Below are 21,434 nucleotides of genomic sequence, written 5' to 3'. Positions count from 1 at the left end.
GTCTCCTGTCAGCGGAGGGTGCGGATGAGGTCGTCGATGACGGCGTCCACCTTCGCCGAGTCGAACTGGTCCGAGCCGATCAGCAGGGTGACGGCGCGTTGTCCGTCGTCGGTGACGGCGTTCCGGAAATTGTGGCTGGTCTCCATGGAGCCGCTGTGTCCCCAGGTGACGAAGCCCGGCGTGTGCTCGTAGCGCTCGACGCCCAGGCCGTAGCGGCCGCCCTCCTCTTCGGGAACGGTGTGCTTCATCTCGGCCAGCTGGGCGGGGGCCAGCAGCTTCCCGGTCCACAGGGCGGTCCAGAAGGCTGTCGCGTCGGCGCCGGTGGTGACCAGCGCCCCCGACGCGTCGGCCGCGGAGACGTTCCATTCGGTCTTGTCCACCGGCTTCCCGTCCTCCTGCGCGTAGCCACGCAGGTCGGGCTCGGGGAGTGTGGTCCGGTCGCCGGGCCAGTAGGTGTCGCGCAGCCCGAGGGGCTTGATGATCCGCTGTTCGATCTCGGCGCCGATGCCGTGGCCCGTGACTTCGGCGACGATCAGGCCGGCCAGGTTGTAGTTGGTGTTGGAGTAGGCGAAGCCGGACGGAGTCCTGTCGGGCGGGGGCAGCGTCAGCGTCTGCTCGACCGTCTGCAAGGGGTCGATGTGTTCCCAGCGGTGGGCATCCGGGTCTTGCCAGAACGGCGCTTCCAGGTAGTCGGGCAGGCCGCTGGTGTGCTGGAGAAGCTGACGGACCGTTATCTTGCGGCCGTCGTAGTGCTCGGTGCGGATCAGGCCCGGCAGGTACTGGTCGACGGTGTCGTCGAGCCCGATCCTGCCCTCGCCGACGAGCTGCAGTACGACCGTGGCCGTCCAGGTCTTGGTGTTGCTGGCGATACGGCTGTGCTCATTGCCGACGACCTTGCGGCCCGTCTTGAGGTCGGCGAGGCCGGTACCGCCGTTCCGGACCCCGCACAGCGGGCTCTTCACCGTCACGCTGATCCCCGAGGCGCCGACGCTCCCCAGGTCCTTCACCGCCGCCTGGATGCGCTGGGTGTCGCACTGAGGCGTCTCTGCCGAGGCAGCGGGAGCGGCCAGCAATGAGGCGGTGAACGCCAGGGCCAGCACCGCACTCGTCTTCCGTCGCACCATGTCTCCGTTCTTCAGGGGCGAGCCGCGTACGGCGCGCGCTCGGCCTCGTGTCCTCGCGGCCGTTTCCCTCGACCGGGGAGAACGCCACCCTAGAAACCGCCCGGAGCCCTGGAGCTGTCCACATGGCCAACCATTGGCCTGGCGGATTGTGCTGATGGCCAAGGGGGCAGGGGTACCGGCGCGCGTATGGTGAGGCCGTGTCCGAGACACAGCCCTGCGGCCCGGTGTTGAGGCCGGGTGGTCCGGCACACAGCCCAGCGGTCCGGTGTTGAGGCCGGGCCCGGCACACAGCCCTGCGGCCCTGCGGCCTGCGCAGTCGAGCCCGGCAGGCTGCCGCAGCGGCCTCGGCCGGTCCGGCGGGAGAGGCCGCTGACGCGGATGCATACTGTGCGCATGCCGCATAGTGATCTTGGGCTGCTGCACGAACTGCGTGCTCTCTCCATCCTGCTCGAGGAACGGAATGTGACCCGGGCCGCCGGGCTGTTCCACCTGAGCCAGTCGTCCATGAGCCGCACGTTGCAGCGGCTGCGCGCGCTGTTCGGCGACGAGCTGCTGGTCCGGTCCGGCGGCGACTACGAGTTGACCCCCCGAGCGCGGGAAATGCAGCGCGAACTCGCCCTGCTCCTGCCCCGGCTGGAGAGCCTCGTGTCCGGCCGGGGCTTCGATCCCTCCACGGCGACCGGGATCGTACGCGTCATCGGCACCGACTACACCACCGCGACGCTGGGGCCGCACCTGCTGCCCCGGCTCCTCCAGGCCGCTCCCGAGCTGGAAGTCCGTATCGAACCACGGGACGAGGACTCGTACGCGGACCTCGAACGGGGCCGGGCCGACATCGCGCTGTCCGTGCTCCGCCCCGCCACGCTGCTGCGGTGGGAGCGATTGTTCACCGACGACGTGGTCTGCGTCGTGGACCGCGACCACCCGGTGCGGGATCGCTTCTCACTGGCCGACTACGTCGCCGCCCGTCACGTGGTGGTCACGCTGCTGCACCAGGAGCAACCCATGATCGAACGGTGGCTGCAGACGCTTGGCCACAGCAGGAGGGCCGCGGTGCGGGTGCCGCACTTCAGCTCGGCGTTCGACGTCCTGCCCGGTACGGCTCTCGTGGCGACGATCCCGCGGCGGCTCGCGGAACCGCGGGCGGCCACTGATCCGCGGGTGCGGCTGGTCGAGGCGCCGGAAGGGTTCGACGCGTTTCCGTACGGGATGATCTGGCACGCGCGGCTGGAATCCGACCCGATGCACTCCTGGTTGCGCGACACGATCCGCGCGGCGGCACAGGACCTGACCGGCTGACAGCCGCGCGTACCGGCCTCACAGCAGTTTGTCCATCGTGATCGGCAGGTCGCGGACGCGGATCCCGGTCGCGTTGAACACGGCGTTGCCGATCGCCGCGGCGGCGGCGACCAGGCCGATCTCGCCCAGCCCGCGGGCGCCGAACTCGCTGATGTGCGGGTCCGGGCGGTCCAGCCAGTGCACGTCGATCTCCGGTGTGTCGGCGTGGACCGGGACGAGGTAGTCCGCCATGCTCGCCGCGGCGAACCTCCCCTCCGGCTCGATCGGGTCGGCCTCCAGCAGGGCGTGCCCGATGCCCCAGATGATCGAGCCCATGAGCTGACCGCGGGCCGCCTTGGCGTTGACGACTCGCCCTACGTCGAACACCGACGTGAACCGGTCGACGCGTGGCTCGCCGGTCAGCCGGTGGACCCGCACCTCGCAGAAGTGGGCGCCGAAGCAGTGGAACCGGTACGGGGCCGCGCCCGCGTCCGGCGCCGCGGTGCTGACCGCCTCCACGTACGGCACGTCCATGCCTCGCAGCAGGGTACGGAAGTCGACCGATGCGCCGTCCGCCTCGATCCTGCCCTCGCGATAGCGCACGGCCGCGGGGTCGATGCCGGCGAACGGGGACCGCGGATTGTCCACGGCCGACCGGATGAGCGCCGTGACGGCCGCCCGGCACGCGGCCTGCACCGCCGGCACGGTGCTCGTCGTGACGCTGGACCCGAACGCCCCGACACCGCCGGGCGGGAGCGCGGAGTCACCCGCCTCCGCCGTGACGGAGCCGATCGGCAAGCCCAGCTCTCCCGCCCCGACCGCCGCCAGCATGGTGAAGGCGCCGGTGCCGACGTCGGACGTGGCCGAGGCGACGGCGACGCGGCCGTCGGCGCGGAACCGGACCCGCGCCGAGGCGGGCTGGCGCCACGCCGGGTAGACCGCACTGGCCATCCCCATGCCGATCAGCCAGTCGCCGTCGGTCCGCGACCGGGGGCGCGCCTGGCGCCGATCCCAGCCGAACCGCTCGGCTCCGACCCGGTAGCACTCGTCGAGGTACTTGCTGGAGAAGCGCCGGCCCTCGACCGGGTCCTCCGTCGCGTAGTTGCGCAGCCGCAGTTCCACCGGGTCGACTCCGGTGCGCACGGCGAGTTCGTCCATCGCGGTCTCCAGGGCGAACATGCCGGGCGCCTCGGCGGGGGCCCGCATCGACCAGGTCGGCGGAGTGTCCAGCGTGACCAGTCGCTGGTCGATCCGGATGTTCGGGGTGCGGTACGTCACCGCCGAGGTGTCGCGGCCGGGCATCATCTGCCAGCCGCCGGCCGCGGGCAGCTCCGCGTCGCTGTCGTGGCTGAGCGCGCGGAGCCGGCCGTCGGCGTCGGCGCCGAGCCGGATCGTCTGCCGGACGGCTCCTCGGTGGCCGATGGCGGTGAACACCTGTTCCCGGCTCAGCACCAGTTTCACCGGACGATCGAGCGCGCGGGCGGCGGCGGCACACAGCAGCGCCTCGTTCCACACCGGTGAGCGCTGGCCGAAACCCCCGCCGGTGTAGCGGCAGATCAGCCGCACCTTGGCGGGCTCGACGCCCAGGCGAGCGGCGATCGTCGCGGCGGCCCGCTGCGGCGCCTGCGCTCCGCAGTAGACGGTGAGCTGGTCGTCGACCCACACCGCGGTCGTGGCGTGGGGCTCCATCGCGATGTGGTGGTGGGCGTGCTGGGTGACCGAGGTGGTGAGGGTGACCGGGCTCGACGCGAGTGCGGCGTCGATGGACGACACACCAGGGGCCAGCTTCTGCACGACGCCCTGTGACACGCCGGGACCGGCGTCGGCCAGCGAGGTCCGTGACGGCGTGACCGCGTAGTCGGCGGAGACCAGCGCGGCGGCGTCCCGGGCTTGCTCGAAGGTACCGGCCACGACCAGGCCGATGATCTGGCCGCGAAATCGGACGGCGGTGTCCTGCAACGCGCTGTAGTTCTCACCGCTCTCACCGCTCGGCGCATGGAGCCGGAGCGGTCGGAACGGCGTGTAGACGGCGATGACCCCGGGCGCGGCCTCGGCGCGGGACACATCCATGCCGCGAACCGTTCCCCGGCCGACAGCGGCCTGGACGAGATAGCCGTGCACCAGGCCCTCGGGCCGGTAGTCGGCGGCGTACGGCGCACGGCCGGTGACCTTCAAAGGCCCGTCGACGCGATCGATCTCGCGTCCGAGCGGAGAGACGGTCATCGAATACGCTCCAGTTCCAGCAGCGCCCGCACGACGGTACGCCGCATCAACTCCGGTTTGAATGCGTTGTGCCGCAACGGACGAGCACCGTCCGCCGCGTCGGCGACCGCCGTCACATAGGTGGCCTCGGCCGCCGGCCGACCGGCCAGCGCCCATTCGACCGCGGGCAACCGCCATGGCCGGGTACCGATTCCGCCCACCGCCACGCGCGCGTCGACGATTCTGTCGCCGTCGCGCCGGATCGCCACAGCCGCCGACGAGAGCGCGAACTCGTACGACTGCCGGTCGCGGATCTTCAGGTAGACCGAGCGCTGAGCCCAGTCGAGACGCGGGACGACGACACCGGTGACCAGCTCTCCGGGCCGCAGGTCATGCTCGCGGTGCGGGGTCTCACCGGGCAGCAGGTAGAAGTCGCGCAGCTCGACGGCGCGAACGCCGTCCCTGCCCCGCAACTGCACCCGGGCATCGAGCGCGACGAGAGCCACGGCAAGGTCACTGGGGTGGGTGGCCACGCATGAGCCGCTGGTCCCCAGCACGGCATGCGTCCGGTTCTCGCCCTCGATCGCCGGGCACCCGCTGCCCGGCTGCCGCTTGTTGCAGGGCGTGCTCACGTCGCGGAAGTAACCGCATCGTGTGCGCTGCAACAGATTCCCCCCGATGCTGGCCATGTTGCGGAGCTGGCCGGACGCGCTGAGTTCGAGCGCCTGGCTCAGCATCGGGTAGCCGCGGCGGACTCGGGGATCCGCCGCCACGTCGCTCATCCGCTCCAGCGCCCCGATCCGCAGCCCGCCGCCCGCCGCGTCGATCCCGCGCAACGGCAGGCGGTTGATGTCGAGAACGCGGCCCGGAGTCATGACGTCGAGCTTCAGCAGATCTACGAGCGTCGTCCCGCCCGCGAGGAACGCGGTACCGGAACCGGACCGTCGCACCGCGTCGTCGACGCTGCCAGGACGCTCGAACACATACGGGCGCATCAGCGCATCTCCGTCCGTGCCTGGCGGATTGCGGCCAGGATGCCCGGGTACGCGCTGCAGCGGCAGATGTTGCCGGACATCTGCTCGCGGACCTCCGCGTCGGTGCGGGCGCCCCCTTCGTCGATGATCGCGGCGGCGGACATGATCTGCCCCGGGGTGCAGAATCCGCATTGGAGACCGTCGTGGTCGACGAACGCCCGCTGCAGGGGATGCGGGCGATCGCCGTCGGCCAGCCCTTCGATCGTGGTCACCGACGCGCCGTCCACGGTGGCCAGCAGGGTCAGGCAGGACACGACCCGCCGCCCGTCGACGTGCACCGTACAGGCGCCGCACTGACCGCGGTCGCAGCCTTTCTTCGTGCCGGGCAGTTGCAGCCGCTCCCGCAACGCGTCCAGCAGCGTTACGCGCGGATCCACGGTCAGCGACGTCGCCGACCCGTTGACGATCATGCGCACGGTGACATCGGTCGTCGTCGTGGCCTGCGCCGCCGCTTCGCCGCTGCCCGACGGCAGCGTGGCGGCCGCCGCCGCGGAGCCGACCAGGCTGAGCACCCCGCGTCTGGTGATGGTCTCGTATTGCGTCATGCAATCCAGCTTTCACCGCCGACCGGGCCGTCACCAACGCAATGTGCGGATCATTTCGATGCGTTCAGCGCATGGTGCGGGGGAGGGGGATCCCCCGGGTTTTCCGCGCCGTTATCTATTGGCGGTCCGTTTTCGAGGTCGTCGGGGTGGCCGAGGTCGCCGGGGTCGCCGGGGTCGTCGAGGTCGCCGAGGTCGTTGAGTTCGCCGCGGTGGCCGTCAAGATGCTGGCAGTTTGGCGTCTTGTGGCTCTTCCCGGCCTTGCAACGTCGCGTCAGGTCCCGCGGCCGGCCAGGAAGTCTTGTGGGCCCGGCAGCGGTTCTGCTGCCGGGCCCACAATGCAGGGGGCGTTCAAGACGTCCTCCAAGACGTCATCGTCGCGCGCCGACGCTCGGGCGAAGGGGAACCCAGGTTCGTCGTGGGAGCCCACCGTCCGGGAATACGGGTCAGTGTGTATTTCCGGGGACGTCGCCGAACCCCTTGGTCCAGCTGCGTTCCTGACCTCGCCGGGAAATCCGCCAGCCCGCCGGTGTGCGGATGTATTCGTCGATGTACCACATGCCCAGCAACGCGATCTGCGGATCGCCGTCCTCGGTCGGGAAGCCGAGTGCGTTCAGACACATCACCCGTCCCGTCGCGCGGTCTCCGTCGCCGTCGCCGTCGCCGTCGAAGCGGATCTCCGGGTTGGCGATCAGGTGCTGGCACGCGGCGAACTGCGCCATGCTCGACGCGAGGAACTCCTTCATTTCGGCGCGGGTGCCCGCGATAGCGCCGAATGTCGTGTAGTCGATATGGGCGTCTTCGGTGAATATCCGGTCCAGGGAGTCGAAATCCTTGCTGTCGATCGCGGCAGCGTAAGCCACCAGCAGCTCCTGAATCTCCATCCGGTCGGAAATTTCTTGAATGTCGAGCACGTGACCTCCTGAGATGTTGTAGTGGTTCACGGATCCTGGGCAGATGGTGCTCCAGGTTGAATGCCGTGTGAGGAACGGAAAGCGGGGGGTGGGGACCCCATGGGAGCCTCGCCCGCCGGAAATTCGCTGCACCCGGGCCATGACGCCGGCGTTATAGCTCTTGGAGCCCGGCGTGGTCGGCCAGCTCACGGAGCCGGTGTTTTCGGACTTTTCCGGAGCCGGTGAGGGGCAGTTCGGTGGTCCGGAGCCAGCGCACCGGTGTCTTGTGGGGAGCCAGCCGCAGGCGGCAGAAGTCGTGCAGCTCCGTCGCCGTAGGTGGTCGGCCGGGTTCGGCGGGTACGAGCACGGCGACGACTATTTCGCCCCACGTAGGGTCCGGCAGGCCGATGACGGCGACGTCGCGCACCTTCGGGTGGGTGAACAGGACCTGCTCGATGTCGGTGGCGTAGATGTTCTCCCCGCCTCGGATGATCATGTCCTTGAGCCGTCCGGTGACCGTGAGGTATCCGCGTTCGTCGAGGCTGCCCAGGTCGCCGGTATGCACCCAGCCCTCCTGGTCGATGGTCTCGGCGGTGCGCTCGGGCAACTCGAAATAGCCGAGCATGGCTTGGTGACCACGGGCGCAGATCTCCCCGGGCTGCCCGACCGGCACGATGTCCCCGGTCCGCGGGTCGCGGACGGCGACCTCGACCCGAGGCAGTGGACGGCCGGCGGTGGCGGCTTTGTCCTCGGGCGAATCGTCAGGGCTGGTTTGGGTGATCACCGGGGAGAGTTCGGTCTGGCCGTAGACAGCGGTGAACCGGGCTCCGAAGCGGTCCTCGACGCGACGGACCAGCTCGGGCGGGATGGGGCTGCCGCCGGCGAGCACCCGCGACAGGTGTGACAGGTCGAACTGCTCGAATCCGGGGTGGTTCAGCAGCGCGATGAGCATCGTCGGGACCCCGCCGAGCATGTCCGCCCGGTGCTCCTGGGCCGCGGTGAGCACGAGCGCGGGGTCGAACAGCTGACACAGGACGTAGGAAGCTCGTTGGTGGGCACTGCCGAGCACCCCCATGGCGCAGCCGGCCGTGTGGAACAGCGGCGCGGCGGACGCCAGAGTGCCCCGTTCGGGCAGCTGAGCCCGGTCGATCATGAACTTCGCGTTGGTGACCAGACCGCGGTGGTGCAGTAGCGCTCCCTTGGGGAACCCGGTGGTGCCGGAGGTGTACTGGATCTGGGCGGCTTCACCAGGACGTACCTCCGGCAGTGGCCCGCTGTCCCGATGGGCGCGCACGGTCGTCTGCCAGTCGGCGAAACAGGCGGTCGTTCTGAGTTCCGGGAGCCCGTGCGCGGCGTCCCGCGCGATCGCGGTCATGTCACTGCCGCGGAACGCCGCGGTGTGGAAGAGCCCGGCCGAACGGGATTGCTCCAGTACATAGCGGAGTTCCGCGGCGCGCAGCGCCGGATTGGCGGTCACCACCACCAGACCGGCCAAGGCGGCGCCGTACTGGAGGATGATCCACTCGGGGATGTTGGGAGCCCAGACCGTGATCCGCTCGCCCGGGGAAAACCGGGCCAGCAACCAGTGCGCGCATTGCTCGGCCTCGGCCAGCAGTTGCCGGTAGCTCCACCGGCGATCGGTGCGTTCGGCGCCGGACAGCGACGGGGTATCCAGCGGTGCGACCTCGATCAGGGCGGTCTGGGCCCCTGCGTCCCGCACGGCCTCCCGCAGCAGGTCTCCGGCGGTCAGCTCCACCACCGGTGCGCTGGTGTCGGCGGGCCAGTACGACTCCGTCAAGATTTTCGGCATGATGCGTGAGCCGCCCTTCGTTAGGTGCCTGACGCGGACGGGGCCGCGTCCGCGAGTGCGACGCCGGGGAGCGCACCGCGTGGCGCGGCGGCGTCCGCCGTCCCCAGGCACTGTCCGCTGTCGAACAGCCCCAGTTCGTAGTGCACGGTGTGCTCGTCGTGTCCGCTGACGGCGATCCCGATGTCGTAGGCGCGGGGGTAGTGGACCTCGCCGAGGTAGTTCACTTGATAGCGCCAGGGGAGGAACCGCGGGAGTTCTCCCGCGGAACCGTTTCCCAGCAGGCCGTGTGCGTGAGCCGCGATCGCCTCGTCGTACCAGCCGAGCTGGGCTATGTAGTTGACGTGCCGGTTGAGATCGACGTCCCCGACGCGGGCGTGGACGGTCGCGGTGGCCGGGTAGTACCGCCGCTCAAGGCGCCGCGGATCGGGCCTCGCCGCGGCTGCCATGCCTGTTTCCGGCAGTCGCAGTTCCTCAAGATCGGCGAGCAGCTCCTCCGGCAACGGGATCGTCTTGGACTCGTCCGCGAGCACCATGGTGCCCTCGGCCGTAGCGACGAGCTGCCCGTCGGCGAACATCCCCTGACCGTAGGTGTACGAGGACCGCCCGATCGCCCGGATGCCGGTACCGATCCGTACGATCTCGCCGTGCTTGCCGAATGCCGTCCGCCGTTCGACACGCTGACCGACGAACAGGAAACGGAACGGCCCGAATCCGCCGTCGGCCACGAGCTTGTCGAAGCGCGCGAAGCGCAGACCGACCAGAGGGTGCTCGAACATGCGCGACAGGGCCACCGTGCTCGTCGTGCCATCCGGCGCGAGGTCGCCGAACCGCTGCACCACCTGCCGGCGGTCGGGAAAGTCGGCCTCGGCCGGGAGCGCGGCGGCGGGTTGTACGTCGATGGTCAACGTTCTTCCATTCGAGAGGGGCACCAGGCCGGAGGGGGAGGGACTGCGGTCCGTAGACCAGCGCACGATCCGTGACAGCAGGGCAGCGACAGGGGCGTGGCGCGTCGCGTCGCGTCGAGACAGTGATGGATGCCGTGGCCGATGGCTACATGTGGGCGGTGGGCGGTGGGCTTGGGTGACGTTCCGGACGAAACCGGCGTGCGGAACCGAGGTTCGGAACCGAGGCGCAGCGCAGTCGCGCTCGGTTCATCGGAGCTGGTCAGGCCGGTACAGCAACGCCAATGTGCCGAGCGGGATCACGTTCGCGGTGGTCTCATGACCGGCGATCAGCAGCAGACCCGCGAAACCGACCACTCATCGTCGGAAAGCGCACCCGCGCCGTGCTCCGCTGCCGCTAACGGACCGGCGCCAGCAGCGCTGCCGGGAAGTCGTGATCGCTTGCGCGACGCGTCCAGCAGCGCTGCCTGCGGATACGTGGTCACCGACATAGCTGACCCGTGAGCGGCCATGCGTACGGTGACGTCCCCCGTCGTCGCCTGTGCCGCAACTTCGCATCCATCCATCGGGACGGTGGCAACCGCAGCCGCGGTACCGACCAAGCTGCGCAGGTCGCGTCCGGTGATGGTCTCGTGCTGCGTCATGCAAGCCAGCATCCACCGTCGACCATGCCGTCACCAACGCAAGTTGCGGATCGTCCAAATGCACCCGGCGCATGACGAGGGGAAACGAAGACGCCGTACTTGCCGAGCCTGCGTGCGGGACGCCCTCGTCGGCGTACTCCTGCGATTGCTCCACCGGTACGGAGATACGGGCACCAGCAGGGAGGCTCTGAACATGCCTATATTGCGGCCGGCCGAACGAAACTGAAGATGTCGTCGCAAGAAGGCGATCTGGGCCTGCCCTCGCGGCGTGATTAATTCTGTATCGACATCGCTTATGTGCCAATTCCAGAGCGCGATGAATGCTATCAAGATCTTCCATTGGGGGAAGGGAGCTCGTCGTGAAGCAATGAGTTCAAGCCGTTAGCTGCGCGCTCTCCAACGGTGATAAATTGATCTTGAGGGGCGGTTGACAGTTGTATGACGCGCCCTTAAGTTTGCAATCTGATTGCCGGGTGCTGGTGTCGCATGGCTGTGTTGCCGGTCCAGCGTGCCGCACGTCTCCGACCTGATCAGGGGACCAGTATGCAGAATTCTGGCTGTGAGGATGAAGCGGACCTGCGCGCGTCTATTCGTGAACTCTTGGCCAGGCCCTTTGCCCGTGACGAGATGGCGTGGGTGTGGGCTGAAGCCGACGAGGAGTGCCCGCACCCAGCCCGGATATATCAGGAGCTCGGCGCCAATGGCTGGCTCGCGCCACACTGGCCTCGCCGCTACGGAGGTCTGGGGCTGAGCGAGTACGCCTCAGCGGTGGTGGCCGAGGAACTGACCCTGCACGGTATCCCGGATAGCGTGCGGGTGAATACGGTCGATAATGCGGGTTCTATCCTGATGCGAGTCGGTACCGAAGAGCAGCGCGCCCGGTATTTACCCGGGATTGCGAGAGGTACCACGGTCTTCTCCGTCCTCTATACCGAGCCCGAGGTGGGCAGCGACCTCGGGGCGATGAGTACGAGGATCGAACCCGTTCCAGGAGGGTGGAGCCTCAATGGGACCAAGGTCTGGAACGCCCGCACCGCGGAAGCGCAGTTCGGCACGGTGGCGGCGCGTATCGCCGACGAGGGCCGAGGGACCAAGTTCGCCGAGGTCGGCCTGTTCATCGTGCCCCTACAGGCCCCGGGCGTGCGCATCGAGAAAATCGACTCCATCAACCATGAGGATCTCTTCCGAGTGCGGCTCGAGGAAGTGTTTCTGCCTCAAGAGGCGCTGGTGGGGAGCCCGGGCCAGGGATGGGCGTTGCTGACGGAGGCCCTGGGGCTGGAGCGTACGGGCGTCAACTTCGCCGGGAAGGCACGCCGTTGGTTCGATCAACTGGTCGCCGGGCTCCAGGCGCGAGGGCAGTTGGAGGAGGCGGGCCCGCGGCACGGCCTGCACCGGCTCGACGCCGAGATCCAGGCCGCCAGGCTGCTGTCGTGGCGGGCTGTGCGCGATGTCGCGAAGGAGCGGCAGAACCCGGCTTCGGCAGCCGGCGCCAAATGGTGGGCCAGCAGCCTCGCCCAACAAGTGGCCCTGCTTGCCTGGCAGTTGCTCGGGCCGGCCTTCGGTAGGCCGCATGAAGACCCGCATTTCCCTGACCTCGTACAAGCCGCACGAGAGGCGCCGGGACTGACCCTCGCCGCCGGCACCTCCGAAATGCTGTTGGCCACGGTGGCCACTGATCTCATGGACGGCAGCGACCCTTGGGAGGACGATTGACGTGCCCGTAACGACTTCTTGGCGGCGTCACCTGGCTGATGAATTCGCGCGTGCCCGGCCTTCCCCCACCGCCCCCTCGACCGTCGAAGCCCGCGCCATCATGACGCGCAACGGCTGGAACGGGCTGTGCGTCCCTGTCGACCAAGGGGGGCTCGGCCTGGGATGGCACGAGGCAGGTCTCCTGGCGAAGGAACTGGGGCGGGCGTTGGCGCCCAGCGACGCCGAGGACACCGTGGTCGTCGCACACCACCTCGCGCGTACAGCCCCCGCATCGCTGCCGACCGTACTGCGGGGCGAGACGACGGCGGGCCTCGGGTTCTGCCCCGAAGAGCCCGACGCACCCGGCGTCAGCTATTTCTGCGACAACGCTCCCGACCTCCTCCTGCTCCTCGGAACCCGTGCCCGCACCCTCGACATCCACCGGCTGCCGGCCCAGGAAAGAATTTCCCCCTCAACCCGCGTCGTCGGAGTCCAGCTACCAGCGGACCGCCCCCGGCAGGAATCGCCTCTCGGCCAGACGAAGGCAGCCGCGCTGCTGCTTCGCAGCGCCCATCTCCTCGGGCTCAGTCTCACCGCCCTGTGGGGCGCGGTGGATCGAGCCGGCACCCGTCGGCAGTTCGGCAGGCCCATCGGGTCCTACCAGGCACTTTCCTTCCCGCTGGCCGGGCAGCGTGCACGGCTCGAAGGGCTGCGGCTCGCGGTCGACATGCAGTTGCTGCGCCTCGATGACCTGCCAGACCGCAGCAGTACCCCCACAGGTCTGGAGGCCGACGCCGAAGGGCTTCTTGAGGCGACGCTGTCCCTGGCGAGGGAGTGCGTCGGGCACGCCTCACAGGTATTCGGCGCGGCGGGACTGGCCGTCGACACCATCCCGGCAACGTGCTACCGCCAACTGCTGAGGGAAGAATCGCGCACCTCCACCGCATCGCCTTCCACCGCACCGCGCTCCGCAGCATCGCCTCCCACCGCACCGCGTTCCACCGCGCCGCGTTCCACCGCACTGATCGCCGAGAGGCACCCCGCTCCAACCCGTCAGGAACCGCGCGCCCTCTGGGACGACGGCCCGCCCATGGCGCGGCTGGCCTCCCTGTTCCGCGAGCGGACACTGCCGTCCGTCAATGACACGGCAACTTCGTACCCCGCCGGGCTGTGCCTGCACGACCTCTTCGAACGCGCCGCCCTGACCTACCCGGATCACCCCGCGCTCCTCTCCTCGTCCGGCACGCTTACCTACCGGGAACTGGACGCTCGGGCCAACCGGCTCGCGCACTTACTGAGGGGGCAGGGGACACGCCCCGATGCCCCGGTGGGCATCTGTATGGAAAGGGGCCGCGACGCGATCGTCGCGGCCCTCGCCGTACTCAAGGCCGGCGGTGCGTGCCTCTTCCTGGATACCGGCTATCCGACCGAGCGCATCGCCTTTATGCTGCGCGACAGCGGTGCGGTGGCGGTGCTCACGCATAAACGCTGGCTGGACCGCATCCCGGATCTTCCCGTGCCGGTCACCGCCCTCGACCAAGTACGCACGGTCCTCGACGAGCAGCCCAATGTTGCGCCGCCTCCCTTGGCGGCGCCCCGCGATCTCGCCTACCTCATCTACACTTCCGGCTCCACCGGCACGCCAAAGGGCGTCGAAGTCGAGCACCGAAACCTCACCAACCGCCTGTACTGGGATGCGAGCGAATTCGAGCTGGGGCCGCGCGATGTGGTTCTGCAGCACACGGCACTCGGCTTCGACCCCTCGATCTGGGAGATCTTCGCCCCCTTGATGTCAGGCGCGGCCCTGGCCCCGGTCGCGACCGGAGCGAGCGACCCGCGTCAACTGCTGCGGACAATGCTGACGATGGGCGTCACAGCCCTCACCTGCGTTCCCTCGGCACTGGATCTGCTGCTGGAGGAAAATGACCCCGCCCTGGCGGACGTGGCCGGCCTCCGGCACATCTTCTGCGGCGGAGAAGAACTCCAGCCGAGCCTGGTACGGCGCTTGCACCGAAGCGGCTCACAGGCCGTACTGCACAATTGCTACGGGCCGAGCGAGTGCTCCATCGACGTCACGCATTGGCAGTGCACCGCCGCGGAAGAACAGGGAGAGGTCCCCATCGGACTGCCCATCGGCAATGTGCGCGTGTACCTCCTGGACGAGAAGGGCGAGCCTGTTCCGGCGGGCCGGGCCGGGGAGTTGTACGTCGCGGGCGCGGGCGTGGCACGCGGCTACCGGGACCGCCCCGAACTGACCGCGGAACGCTTCGTACCCGACCCGTTCACGGCCGACACCACCGCGCGGCTCTACCGGACCGGCGACATGGCGCGTATGCGCGAGGACGGAGCCCTGGTTTTTCTCGGGCGCTTTGACGACCAGGTCAAAATCGCCGGGCACCGGGTGGAACTGGGAGAGATCCGCAGTGCTCTCGAAGAGCGTCCGGACGTACGTACCGCGGTGATCCGGGCAGCCGATGGACGCGTCAACGCATATGTGGTTCCGGCCGACCCGGAAACCTTCGACCCAGATGTGCTCCGCAGTCAACTGCGGGGAATTCTGCCCAGCCACATGGTGCCGTCCGGCATCCGTGCCATAGCGGACGTCCCCCTGACGGCGAACGGCAAGGTCGACTACGCGGCCCTTCCGCCCGTATCGAAAAATGCGTCGAAAAATGCGTCGAAGAGCGTGTCGAAAAGCGAGGGAACCGCCCACCGAACCGCCGAGGAATCCTCCGGTACGGAGCAGAGGCTCGTGGCCCTGGCCGCGCGCGTGCTGGGCGTGGAGGCGATGGGGATCAGCGACGACTTCTTCGCCGCCGGGGGGAGTTCCCTGCACGCGGCGCGCTTCATCACTCGCGTACGCAACGAACTCGGGTTCCAGGTCGATCTCGCGACCTTTCTCGCCGCCCCTACGGTCAAGGAACTCGCCGAAAGCTGCCTGAACGCAGCAGCTGACACGAAGTGACCGCCTCATGAGCGACGCCGCCGACTGGGTGCTCACGCCGCCCGAGGGGATGGCCGACGACGGCCGGCCAAGGCTGTTCTGTCTTCCCCACGCGGGCGGCGACACCGTCGAATATCAACCATGGGCACAGCTGCTGGCCCCGCGGGCCGAGGTGCTTCCCGTGGTGCTTCCAGGAAGGGGAAAGCGGTACCGGGAGGCTCACGCCACGAATCTGCGGCAGCTCACTGAAGCCCTTGTGGAGGGGCTGATGCCGCTGACCGATGCCCCTTTCGCCTTCTTCGGACACAGTCTCGGCGCCGTCCTTGCTTTCGAGACGGCACGGGAATTGTCCCGACGCGGTCGCCCACCGCTGCTGCTGATCGCCTCCGCGAGCCCGCCCCCGCACCGGGCCGCGGAACGTCCGGGAGACCGGCACCTGCTGCCGGACGCGGAGTTCCTGAACGCGGTGGTCGAGGCCGGGGGGACCTCGCCGGAGGTGCTGGAAGAGCCGGAACTGCTCCGCCTGGTCCTTCCACGGCTGCGGGCCGACTACACCATGGCCGAGACATACCGCTATACCGGCGGCGGACCGCCGCTGCCGTGCCCGGTCCGCAGCTACGCCGGCCGCCACGACGGCATGCTGCGCGGCGGGGCGCTGGAGGAGTGGGCCCATGTGAGCGCCCAAGAGACAGCGCCTCCCCGAATGTTCCCCGGCGGCCACTTCTATCTGGAGGAATGCCGCCCCGCCGTCCTGGCGGCCATCAGACAGGACCTCGCCGCGGCTCTCGACAGCGGTCAGCGGTAACCGGGACGCCAACCCGGCCCCGCAGCACGGAAAGCCGCGCCCGACCATCATCCACGAGAGGGAGTACGGCAGCTGATGACTTTAATGGAAGGCGAAGTTTCCCGTGCCCCGCACCCATTGGACCCGCTGACGGCCAGGGAGATTCGCGCGGCGGTCAAACTGCTGAAGGAACAATACGAGATCGCTTCGAATACGCGCTTCGTGATGATCTCCCTGCGGGAGCCCGCGAAACATAAGCTGCGGACATGGGATGCCCGCAGTCGGCCCGATCGTGAGGTATTCATGGTGCTGCGCGACCGCGCGCAGCGCCGCACTTACGAAGCAGTGGTGTCCCTCAGCCGGCAGGAGGTCGTGCGCTTCGAACACCGCGAGGGAGCGCAAACGGCGATAACGGAAGAGGAGTTCGCCCAGTGCGGCGAAGCCGTGCGCCAGGACGCGCGCTGGCAGCAGGCCATGGTCCGCCGCGGAGTGGAGGACTTCTCCCTGGCCATGGTGGATGCCTGGCCGACCGGCCGTACAAAGGTTCTCGATGAGAGCCCGGAACTACGCCTGTGCTACGCCCTCACATTCGTACGCGCACACCCGCAGGACAATGGTTACGCACGGCCCGTTGAGAATCTCCAAGTGACCGTGGACCTGGACTCGATGGACGTCGTGGACGTCACCGACCACGGTGTCGTGCCCCTGCCGCCGCTCGCCGGGAACTACGATCCTGCCCTTTGGGGCCCGGAGGGGAACTGGCCGGGCGTCAATCGCCCTCGCGACGACCTGCGGCCTGTCGAAATCACCCAGCCGGAAGGCCCCAGTTTCACCGTCGAAGGATACGCCGTACGGTGGCAGAAATGGCGGTTGCGCCTCGGATTCACGGTGCGCGAAGGGCTTCTGCTCCACCAGGTCGGATACGAGGACAAAGGCCGGCTCCGGCCGATCCTGCACCGCGCCTCCCTCTCGGAGATGTACACCCCCTACGGAGACCCCGGTATCACCCACCGGCACAAGAACGCCTTCGACGAAGGGGAGTACGGGGCCGGGTTCATGGTCAACGCCCTGGAACTGGGATGCGACTGCCTCGGCGAGATCCGCTACTTCGACGCGGTGGTCCACGACCAGGACGGCGAACCAGTCGTACTCCCACACGCGATCTGCATGCATGAGGAAGACGTCGGAGTGGCCTGGAAGCACACCGACTTCCGCACCGGAACCACCGTCACCAGGCGCCAGCGCCGTCTGGTCATTTCTTCTTTCGCCGTCCTCGGAAACTACCAGTACGGCTATTTCTGGTACCTGTATCTCGATGGGACCATCCGGTTCGAGGTGAAGCTCACGGGAATGATTTCCACCGGGGCTGTCGTCGGAGGACGCCCGGAACACGGAACCCTGGTCGCTCCAGGTCTCTACGGCCCGCACCATCAGCACTTCTTCTGCGCCCGCCTCGACATGGACGTCGACGGTCACGGGAACACCGTTCACGAGGTCGACTCCGAATCCCTTCCTATGGAAGGAACCAACCAACGCGGGAATGCCTGGAGAACCCGAACCACCCCCCTGCGTTCGGAATCCGAAGCCCAGCACCGCACCGCGCACGCGCCCACAGGAAGATTCTGGAACGTGGTCAACCCAGGCCAACTCAATGGGCTCGGAGAGCCGGTGGCCTACAAACTCGTTCCCGGATCAGGACTCCTGCCCATGCAGCCGGAGGGAAGCGAAGCGTGGCAGCGGGCCCGCTTCATTTACGGACACCTCTGGGTCACCGCCTACGACCCCGCACAGCTGTACGCCGCGGGTGACTACCCGAACCGCAGCGAGGACGAGGACGGACTCCCCGCCTACGCGGCAGGAGACCGCTCCTTGGAAAACACGGACGTGGTCGTCTGGCACACCTTCGGGGAGCACCACGTCGTACGGCCCGAAGACTGGCCCGCCATGCCGGTCGTGAGCACGGGATTCACCCTGAGCCCCAACGGCTTCTTCGACGGCAACCCGGCCCTGGACATCCCCGCCCCGTCCTCCTGTCACACGCATGAACAGCGATGAGCCGCCGACCCACCAATCCGGCCTGACGCACGGCGCTCCATTCATCATCGGTCCGATGATCCCGAGTGGTGCCGGGACCTCACACGGTCTGCGGGATCAGGCCGGGCGCAGATTCGTGTCCAGACGGGCGGCGAACTCCCGGAGCATGGGCGCGACCGGCTTGGGCACTCTTCGCCGGCTGTCACGCTCGGTTACTATGCTCTCTTCATGCCGGAGGTCGGAAGCAAGGGACGTGCCGCGATCGCCGGCCTGCTCGGGGGCCAGAGGGGGCGGCATGGTGACCGAAAGCCCCCAGGTTCTCCCCAGGAAGTGTCGGCGCGGCGGGCTGTGATGGTTGGTATGCGGGGCGCGCCTCATGTGCGATGTGGGCGTTACGGGCGCTGTCCCGACGGGCGCGTCAGAGTTGTCGGCTCGGGTATGGTCCGGATCTTGTTCTCCCGAACTCTCGGCTACCCGTGCATGCGGATCACCGCGTACGTTTCGCCGTCTCCGCACCTGGCCCAGCGTCGTGTAAGCCTGGGAAACCAGCTGGTCGTCGGCGCCCCGCAGATGGAACGTCAGCGAGGAGTCGCCCCGGTACGAGTGCGCCGCATGCTTGGCGACCAGCTTTCGCGTCGTGTCGTCGACGAACACTTCCTCCCCGTCGCTCGGGCGTGCGCGCAGGCTGCGGCACCTGAACCTGTACTGCACGAGATGGCTCGCCCGTAGTTTCGCGGCCGGTGTGCTGCTCATCGTGCGGGTTGTCCGGTAGCCATGCGCCCCTGCCCGCCCCGCACGCGTCCCGCTAGCCGCCAGCCTCTCGGCCCTGCCGCTGATCCGTCAGCCGACGGAGGGCGGCGGCGATCGCCGCCGAGTCAATGCCCGCTTCGTGGAGCCGCCCCGCCGGGGTGGCTGAGCCCAGCTCGGTGTCCACCGCGAGCCGCACCATGCACGGTGCCGGGTGGCCGTCGGCGAAGACGCCCGCGACCGCGTCGCCCAGCCCGCCTTCGGGCCGGTGGTCTTCTACGGTGAGCAGACACCCCGTCGCTGCGGCGGCCTTGTGCAGCGCGTCCGCATCGACCGGCTTGACCGAGTACAGGTCGATCACCCGCACCCGGACGTCCTCGGCCGCCAGTTCGTCGGCGGCGCGGAGCGCCTCGTGTACGGCCACGCCAGCCGCCACGACCGTCGCCCGGTCCTCGTCCGTGGCCCGCAGCAGCCTGCTGCCGCCCACCGGGAATTCCTCGTGCGGCCCGTAGACGACGGGTGTGGCGTGGCGCAATGTCCGCAGGTAGCGCACGCCCCCCGCCGCCGAGTCCGCCAGCGCCGCCGTCAGCCGTGCCGTCTGGTTGGCGTCGCAGGGGTGCAGCACCGTACTTCCGTGCAGGGCGCGGAACATGGCCACGTCCTCCAGGCACGTCTGCGCGGGCTCGCCCCGGCCGGCCGCGACACCGGAGTTCGAGCCGATGACGTTGAGCGGGATGCCGCCGATCGTCGCCGTCCGCAGGTAGTCGTGTGCCCGCGTGAGGAGCGTCGCGAGGGACGAGACGTACAGTGTCCAGCCGCGTGCCCGCATGCCGATGGCCGTGCTCACCTGCTGCCGTGCGGGGACGTCGTACGCGAAGAAGCGCTCCGGGTGTTCGCCCGCGAATGGGTCCCTGCGTGTCGAGTGCTGTACGTCGCCGTCCAGTACGACCACCTCGGGCCGGGCGTTGCCGACGGCGGCGACGGCCTCGCCGTAGGCGTCGCGTGTCGCGATCCGGCAGCCTGGGGCGTACGTCGGCAGCTCCAGCGGCGCGCCCTCGCGCGACGCGCGCTCCGGCGTGTGGTGCGGCGGCCGGGGGCGTATGCGCACGTCCGTCACTGCCGCAGCCGGCGCCGCGTCGCCGCGCGCCCCGGCGGGGACCGCCGCGCCGTACGCCGCCGTCAGGGTTCGGGCGATGACCGCCGTCGGTCGGCCCGCCTCTGCCTCTGCCGCGGTGAATGCGGTGTCGATCGCGGCCGTGTCGTGCCCGTCGACCTCCACGGTGTGCCAGCCGCAGGCCCGGATGCGGCGTACGCAGGAGTCGGTGCCCCGGCCCGGACCATTGACGTCGACGATCGTGGTGAGCAGGTGGAGCCCCTCGTCCCCCGCATGCTCGAACGCCTCCCAGATCGAGCCATCCGCCAGCTCCCCGTCCCCGCACAGCACCCATACCCGGTAGGGCAGCCGGTCGAGGTCGCGACCCGCGAGGGCCAGCCCCACCCCGACCGGCAGGCCCAGCCCCGGCGAACCCCTGGCGACCTCGGTGTCGAGGGCAGCGCCCGCCGCACGGCGCATCGCGTAGAGCATCGGCTCTGCAGGCCCCTTCGCGTAGATGAAGTGATCGTTTCCGGGATGGTCCGGCGCCTGAGTGTCGTACCGCAGATGGCGGGCGAGCAGCACCGCCACCAGCTCCGCCGACGACAGGAACGGGGTGGGAGGCCCCGCCCCCGCGGCTGACGGAGCATGCGCGGCGTCCATGCGCAACTGCTCGGCCAGTCTGTCCAATTCTCTACATCCGTGGGCTTCGGGGGCCATAGCTCTACTTTCGTCGTTGCTTTCCGGTTGTCATAATGCTGTTGGCCATGTGCTGTCCCCACCCGCGACAGCCACCGCGTTCGACAAGGCTCCTGCCTCGCGAAAGGACCGCGATGAGCACCGGAACCCAAGCGCCGTGAAATCCGTCCACACTCTGGAGTTGGAGATCACCGGGGCCTGCCAGCTTGAGTGCACGCACTGTCTGACAGAGTCGAGCCCGCGGGCGGGGCACGGCAGCATGACGGCGGCCGACTGGCGGACCTTGATCGAGGACGCGGCGGCGCTGGGCGTACGCCGAGTGCAGCTCATCGGCGGTGAACCCACCGCGTACCCGCACTGGCGCGAACTCGGCGGACTCGCCCTCTCCCGCGGCCTCGGCGTCGAGGTCTACTCGAATCTCTTCCGGGTCGACGCCCGGGGGTGGGAGTTCTTCCGGAGGGCCGGCGTCTCGCTCGCCACCAGCTATTACAGCGACCGCGCCGAGGAGCACGAGCGGATCACGTCGACCCGCGGGAGCCACGCCCGGACCCGGGCCAACATCCGCACGGCGGTCGAGCAGGGCGTCCGCATCCGGGTGAGCGTGATAGAGGTCCTGCCCGGTCAGCGCGTCCGGCAGGCCCACGAAGACCTGCGCTCCCTGGGCGTGCGGCGGATCGGCGCCGACCGGGTGCGAGCGGTGGGCCGGGGCGTACCGCCCGGCGGGGTGCCCGACCCCGACACCCTGTGCGGGGCATGCGCGCAGCAACGCGCGGCGGTCCTGGCCAACGGGGATCTGGCCGGCTGCGTCATGTCGCGTTTTCTGCCCTGCGGAAACGTACGCGAGAAGCCCCTGACCGCCCTGCTCGACGGGCCGGAGTGGCAGCAGCTCGTGGCCGGTTTCGCCCTGCCGCGCCACGCGTACGACCCGGGCAGCCCGGACAAGCCGAGCGACCCTTGCAGCCCGACGTGCTCGATGAACGACTTCGACCCCGGGTAGGCACGACCCGAGCCG

Annotated in this window: 16 protein-coding genes; 6 read left to right on the top strand and 10 right to left on the bottom strand. The window is 69.0% G+C overall.

Features of this window, described 5'->3' with window-relative positions; genetic code table 11:
• Positions 1–8: 8 nt before the first annotated feature.
• Positions 9–1,124: a serine hydrolase domain-containing protein gene (locus AB0I49_RS13420; RefSeq protein WP_363227068.1), complete on the bottom strand. Its 1,116-nt coding sequence runs from the start codon at positions 1,122–1,124 to the stop codon at positions 9–11.
• Positions 1,125–1,517: 393 nt separating this feature from the next.
• On the opposite strand from AB0I49_RS13420, the gene AB0I49_RS13415 reads away from it, so the two are divergent.
• Positions 1,518–2,423 (top strand): LysR family transcriptional regulator, encoded by a 906-nt coding sequence (locus AB0I49_RS13415; protein ID WP_363227066.1) that lies wholly within the window; start codon positions 1,518–1,520, stop codon positions 2,421–2,423.
• A gap of 18 nt (positions 2,424–2,441) precedes the next feature.
• Here the strand turns inward: AB0I49_RS13415 and AB0I49_RS13410 are convergent, their stop codons facing one another.
• The 7 genes from AB0I49_RS13410 to AB0I49_RS13380 form a co-directional block, all read right to left on the bottom strand.
• Positions 2,442–4,625: a xanthine dehydrogenase family protein molybdopterin-binding subunit gene (locus AB0I49_RS13410; RefSeq protein WP_363227065.1), complete on the bottom strand. Its 2,184-nt coding sequence runs from the start codon at positions 4,623–4,625 to the stop codon at positions 2,442–2,444.
• Positions 4,622–5,599, bottom strand: coding sequence for a xanthine dehydrogenase family protein subunit M (locus tag AB0I49_RS13405; protein WP_363227064.1), 978 nt, complete (start codon positions 5,597–5,599; stop codon positions 4,622–4,624). Before AB0I49_RS13405 ends, AB0I49_RS13410 begins: the two co-directional genes overlap by 4 nt.
• Complete coding sequence (locus tag AB0I49_RS13400; protein WP_363227226.1) at positions 5,599–6,048, bottom strand: (2Fe-2S)-binding protein; 450 nt, start codon at positions 6,046–6,048, stop codon at positions 5,599–5,601. The genes AB0I49_RS13405 and AB0I49_RS13400 overlap by 1 nt, the downstream gene beginning before the upstream one ends.
• 578 nt (positions 6,049–6,626) lie before the next feature.
• Positions 6,627–7,094 carry a nuclear transport factor 2 family protein gene (locus AB0I49_RS13395; RefSeq protein WP_363227063.1) on the bottom strand — a complete coding sequence of 156 codons (468 nt, stop codon included), beginning with the start codon at positions 7,092–7,094 and terminating at the stop codon, positions 6,627–6,629.
• A gap of 151 nt (positions 7,095–7,245) precedes the next feature.
• Positions 7,246–8,883: an AMP-binding protein gene (locus tag AB0I49_RS13390; RefSeq protein WP_363227062.1), complete on the bottom strand. Its 1,638-nt coding sequence runs from the start codon at positions 8,881–8,883 to the stop codon at positions 7,246–7,248.
• 20 nt (positions 8,884–8,903) lie between these two features.
• Positions 8,904–9,788, bottom strand: a complete 885-nt coding sequence (locus tag AB0I49_RS13385) for a hypothetical protein (RefSeq protein ID WP_363227060.1) — start codon at positions 9,786–9,788, stop codon at positions 8,904–8,906.
• A 326-nt stretch (positions 9,789–10,114) separates the two neighbouring features.
• Positions 10,115–10,429, bottom strand: coding sequence for a hypothetical protein (locus tag AB0I49_RS13380; protein ID WP_363227058.1), 315 nt, complete (start codon positions 10,427–10,429; stop codon positions 10,115–10,117).
• 543 nt (positions 10,430–10,972) lie between these two features.
• On the opposite strand from AB0I49_RS13380, the gene AB0I49_RS13375 reads away from it, so the two are divergent.
• The 4 genes from AB0I49_RS13375 (at position 10,973) to AB0I49_RS13360 (ending at position 17,904) form a co-directional block, all read left to right on the top strand.
• Entirely contained in the window at positions 10,973–12,142 is a 1,170-nt protein-coding gene (locus tag AB0I49_RS13375) for an acyl-CoA dehydrogenase family protein (protein ID WP_363227057.1), read from the top strand.
• 1 nt (position 12,143) lies between these two features.
• On the top strand, positions 12,144–15,086 hold the full coding sequence (locus AB0I49_RS13370) for an amino acid adenylation domain-containing protein (protein ID WP_363227056.1): 2,943 nt from the start codon (positions 12,144–12,146) through the stop codon (positions 15,084–15,086).
• A 7-nt stretch (positions 15,087–15,093) separates the two neighbouring features.
• A complete protein-coding gene (locus tag AB0I49_RS13365; protein ID WP_363227055.1) occupies positions 15,094–15,870 on the top strand; it encodes an alpha/beta fold hydrolase in 777 nt (258 codons plus the stop codon).
• Between the two features lie 75 nt (positions 15,871–15,945).
• Positions 15,946–17,904 (top strand): primary-amine oxidase, encoded by a 1,959-nt coding sequence (locus AB0I49_RS13360; protein WP_363227054.1) that lies wholly within the window; start codon positions 15,946–15,948, stop codon positions 17,902–17,904.
• A gap of 96 nt (positions 17,905–18,000) precedes the next feature.
• On the opposite strand, the gene AB0I49_RS13355 is transcribed toward AB0I49_RS13360, so the two are convergent.
• Both AB0I49_RS13355 and AB0I49_RS13350 read right to left on the bottom strand, forming a co-directional pair.
• A complete protein-coding gene (locus AB0I49_RS13355; RefSeq protein WP_363227052.1) occupies positions 18,001–18,636 on the bottom strand; it encodes a hypothetical protein in 636 nt (211 codons plus the stop codon).
• Between the two features lie 52 nt (positions 18,637–18,688).
• Entirely contained in the window at positions 18,689–20,443 is a 1,755-nt protein-coding gene (locus AB0I49_RS13350; protein WP_363227051.1) for a transketolase, read from the bottom strand.
• Positions 20,444–20,579: 136 nt separating this feature from the next.
• On the opposite strand from AB0I49_RS13350, the gene AB0I49_RS13345 reads away from it, so the two are divergent.
• On the top strand, positions 20,580–21,419 hold the full coding sequence (locus tag AB0I49_RS13345) for a radical SAM/SPASM domain-containing protein (protein ID WP_363227050.1): 840 nt from the start codon (positions 20,580–20,582) through the stop codon (positions 21,417–21,419).
• Positions 21,420–21,434 lie beyond the last annotated feature (15 nt).

The sequence above is a fragment of the Streptomyces sp. NPDC050617 genome (genome assembly GCF_040654795.1).
Lineage (GTDB): Bacteria > Actinomycetota > Actinomycetes > Streptomycetales > Streptomycetaceae > Streptomyces.
Note: the sequence above shows the minus strand (reverse complement) of the source record. Positions and strands in the feature narration are given on the sequence as shown.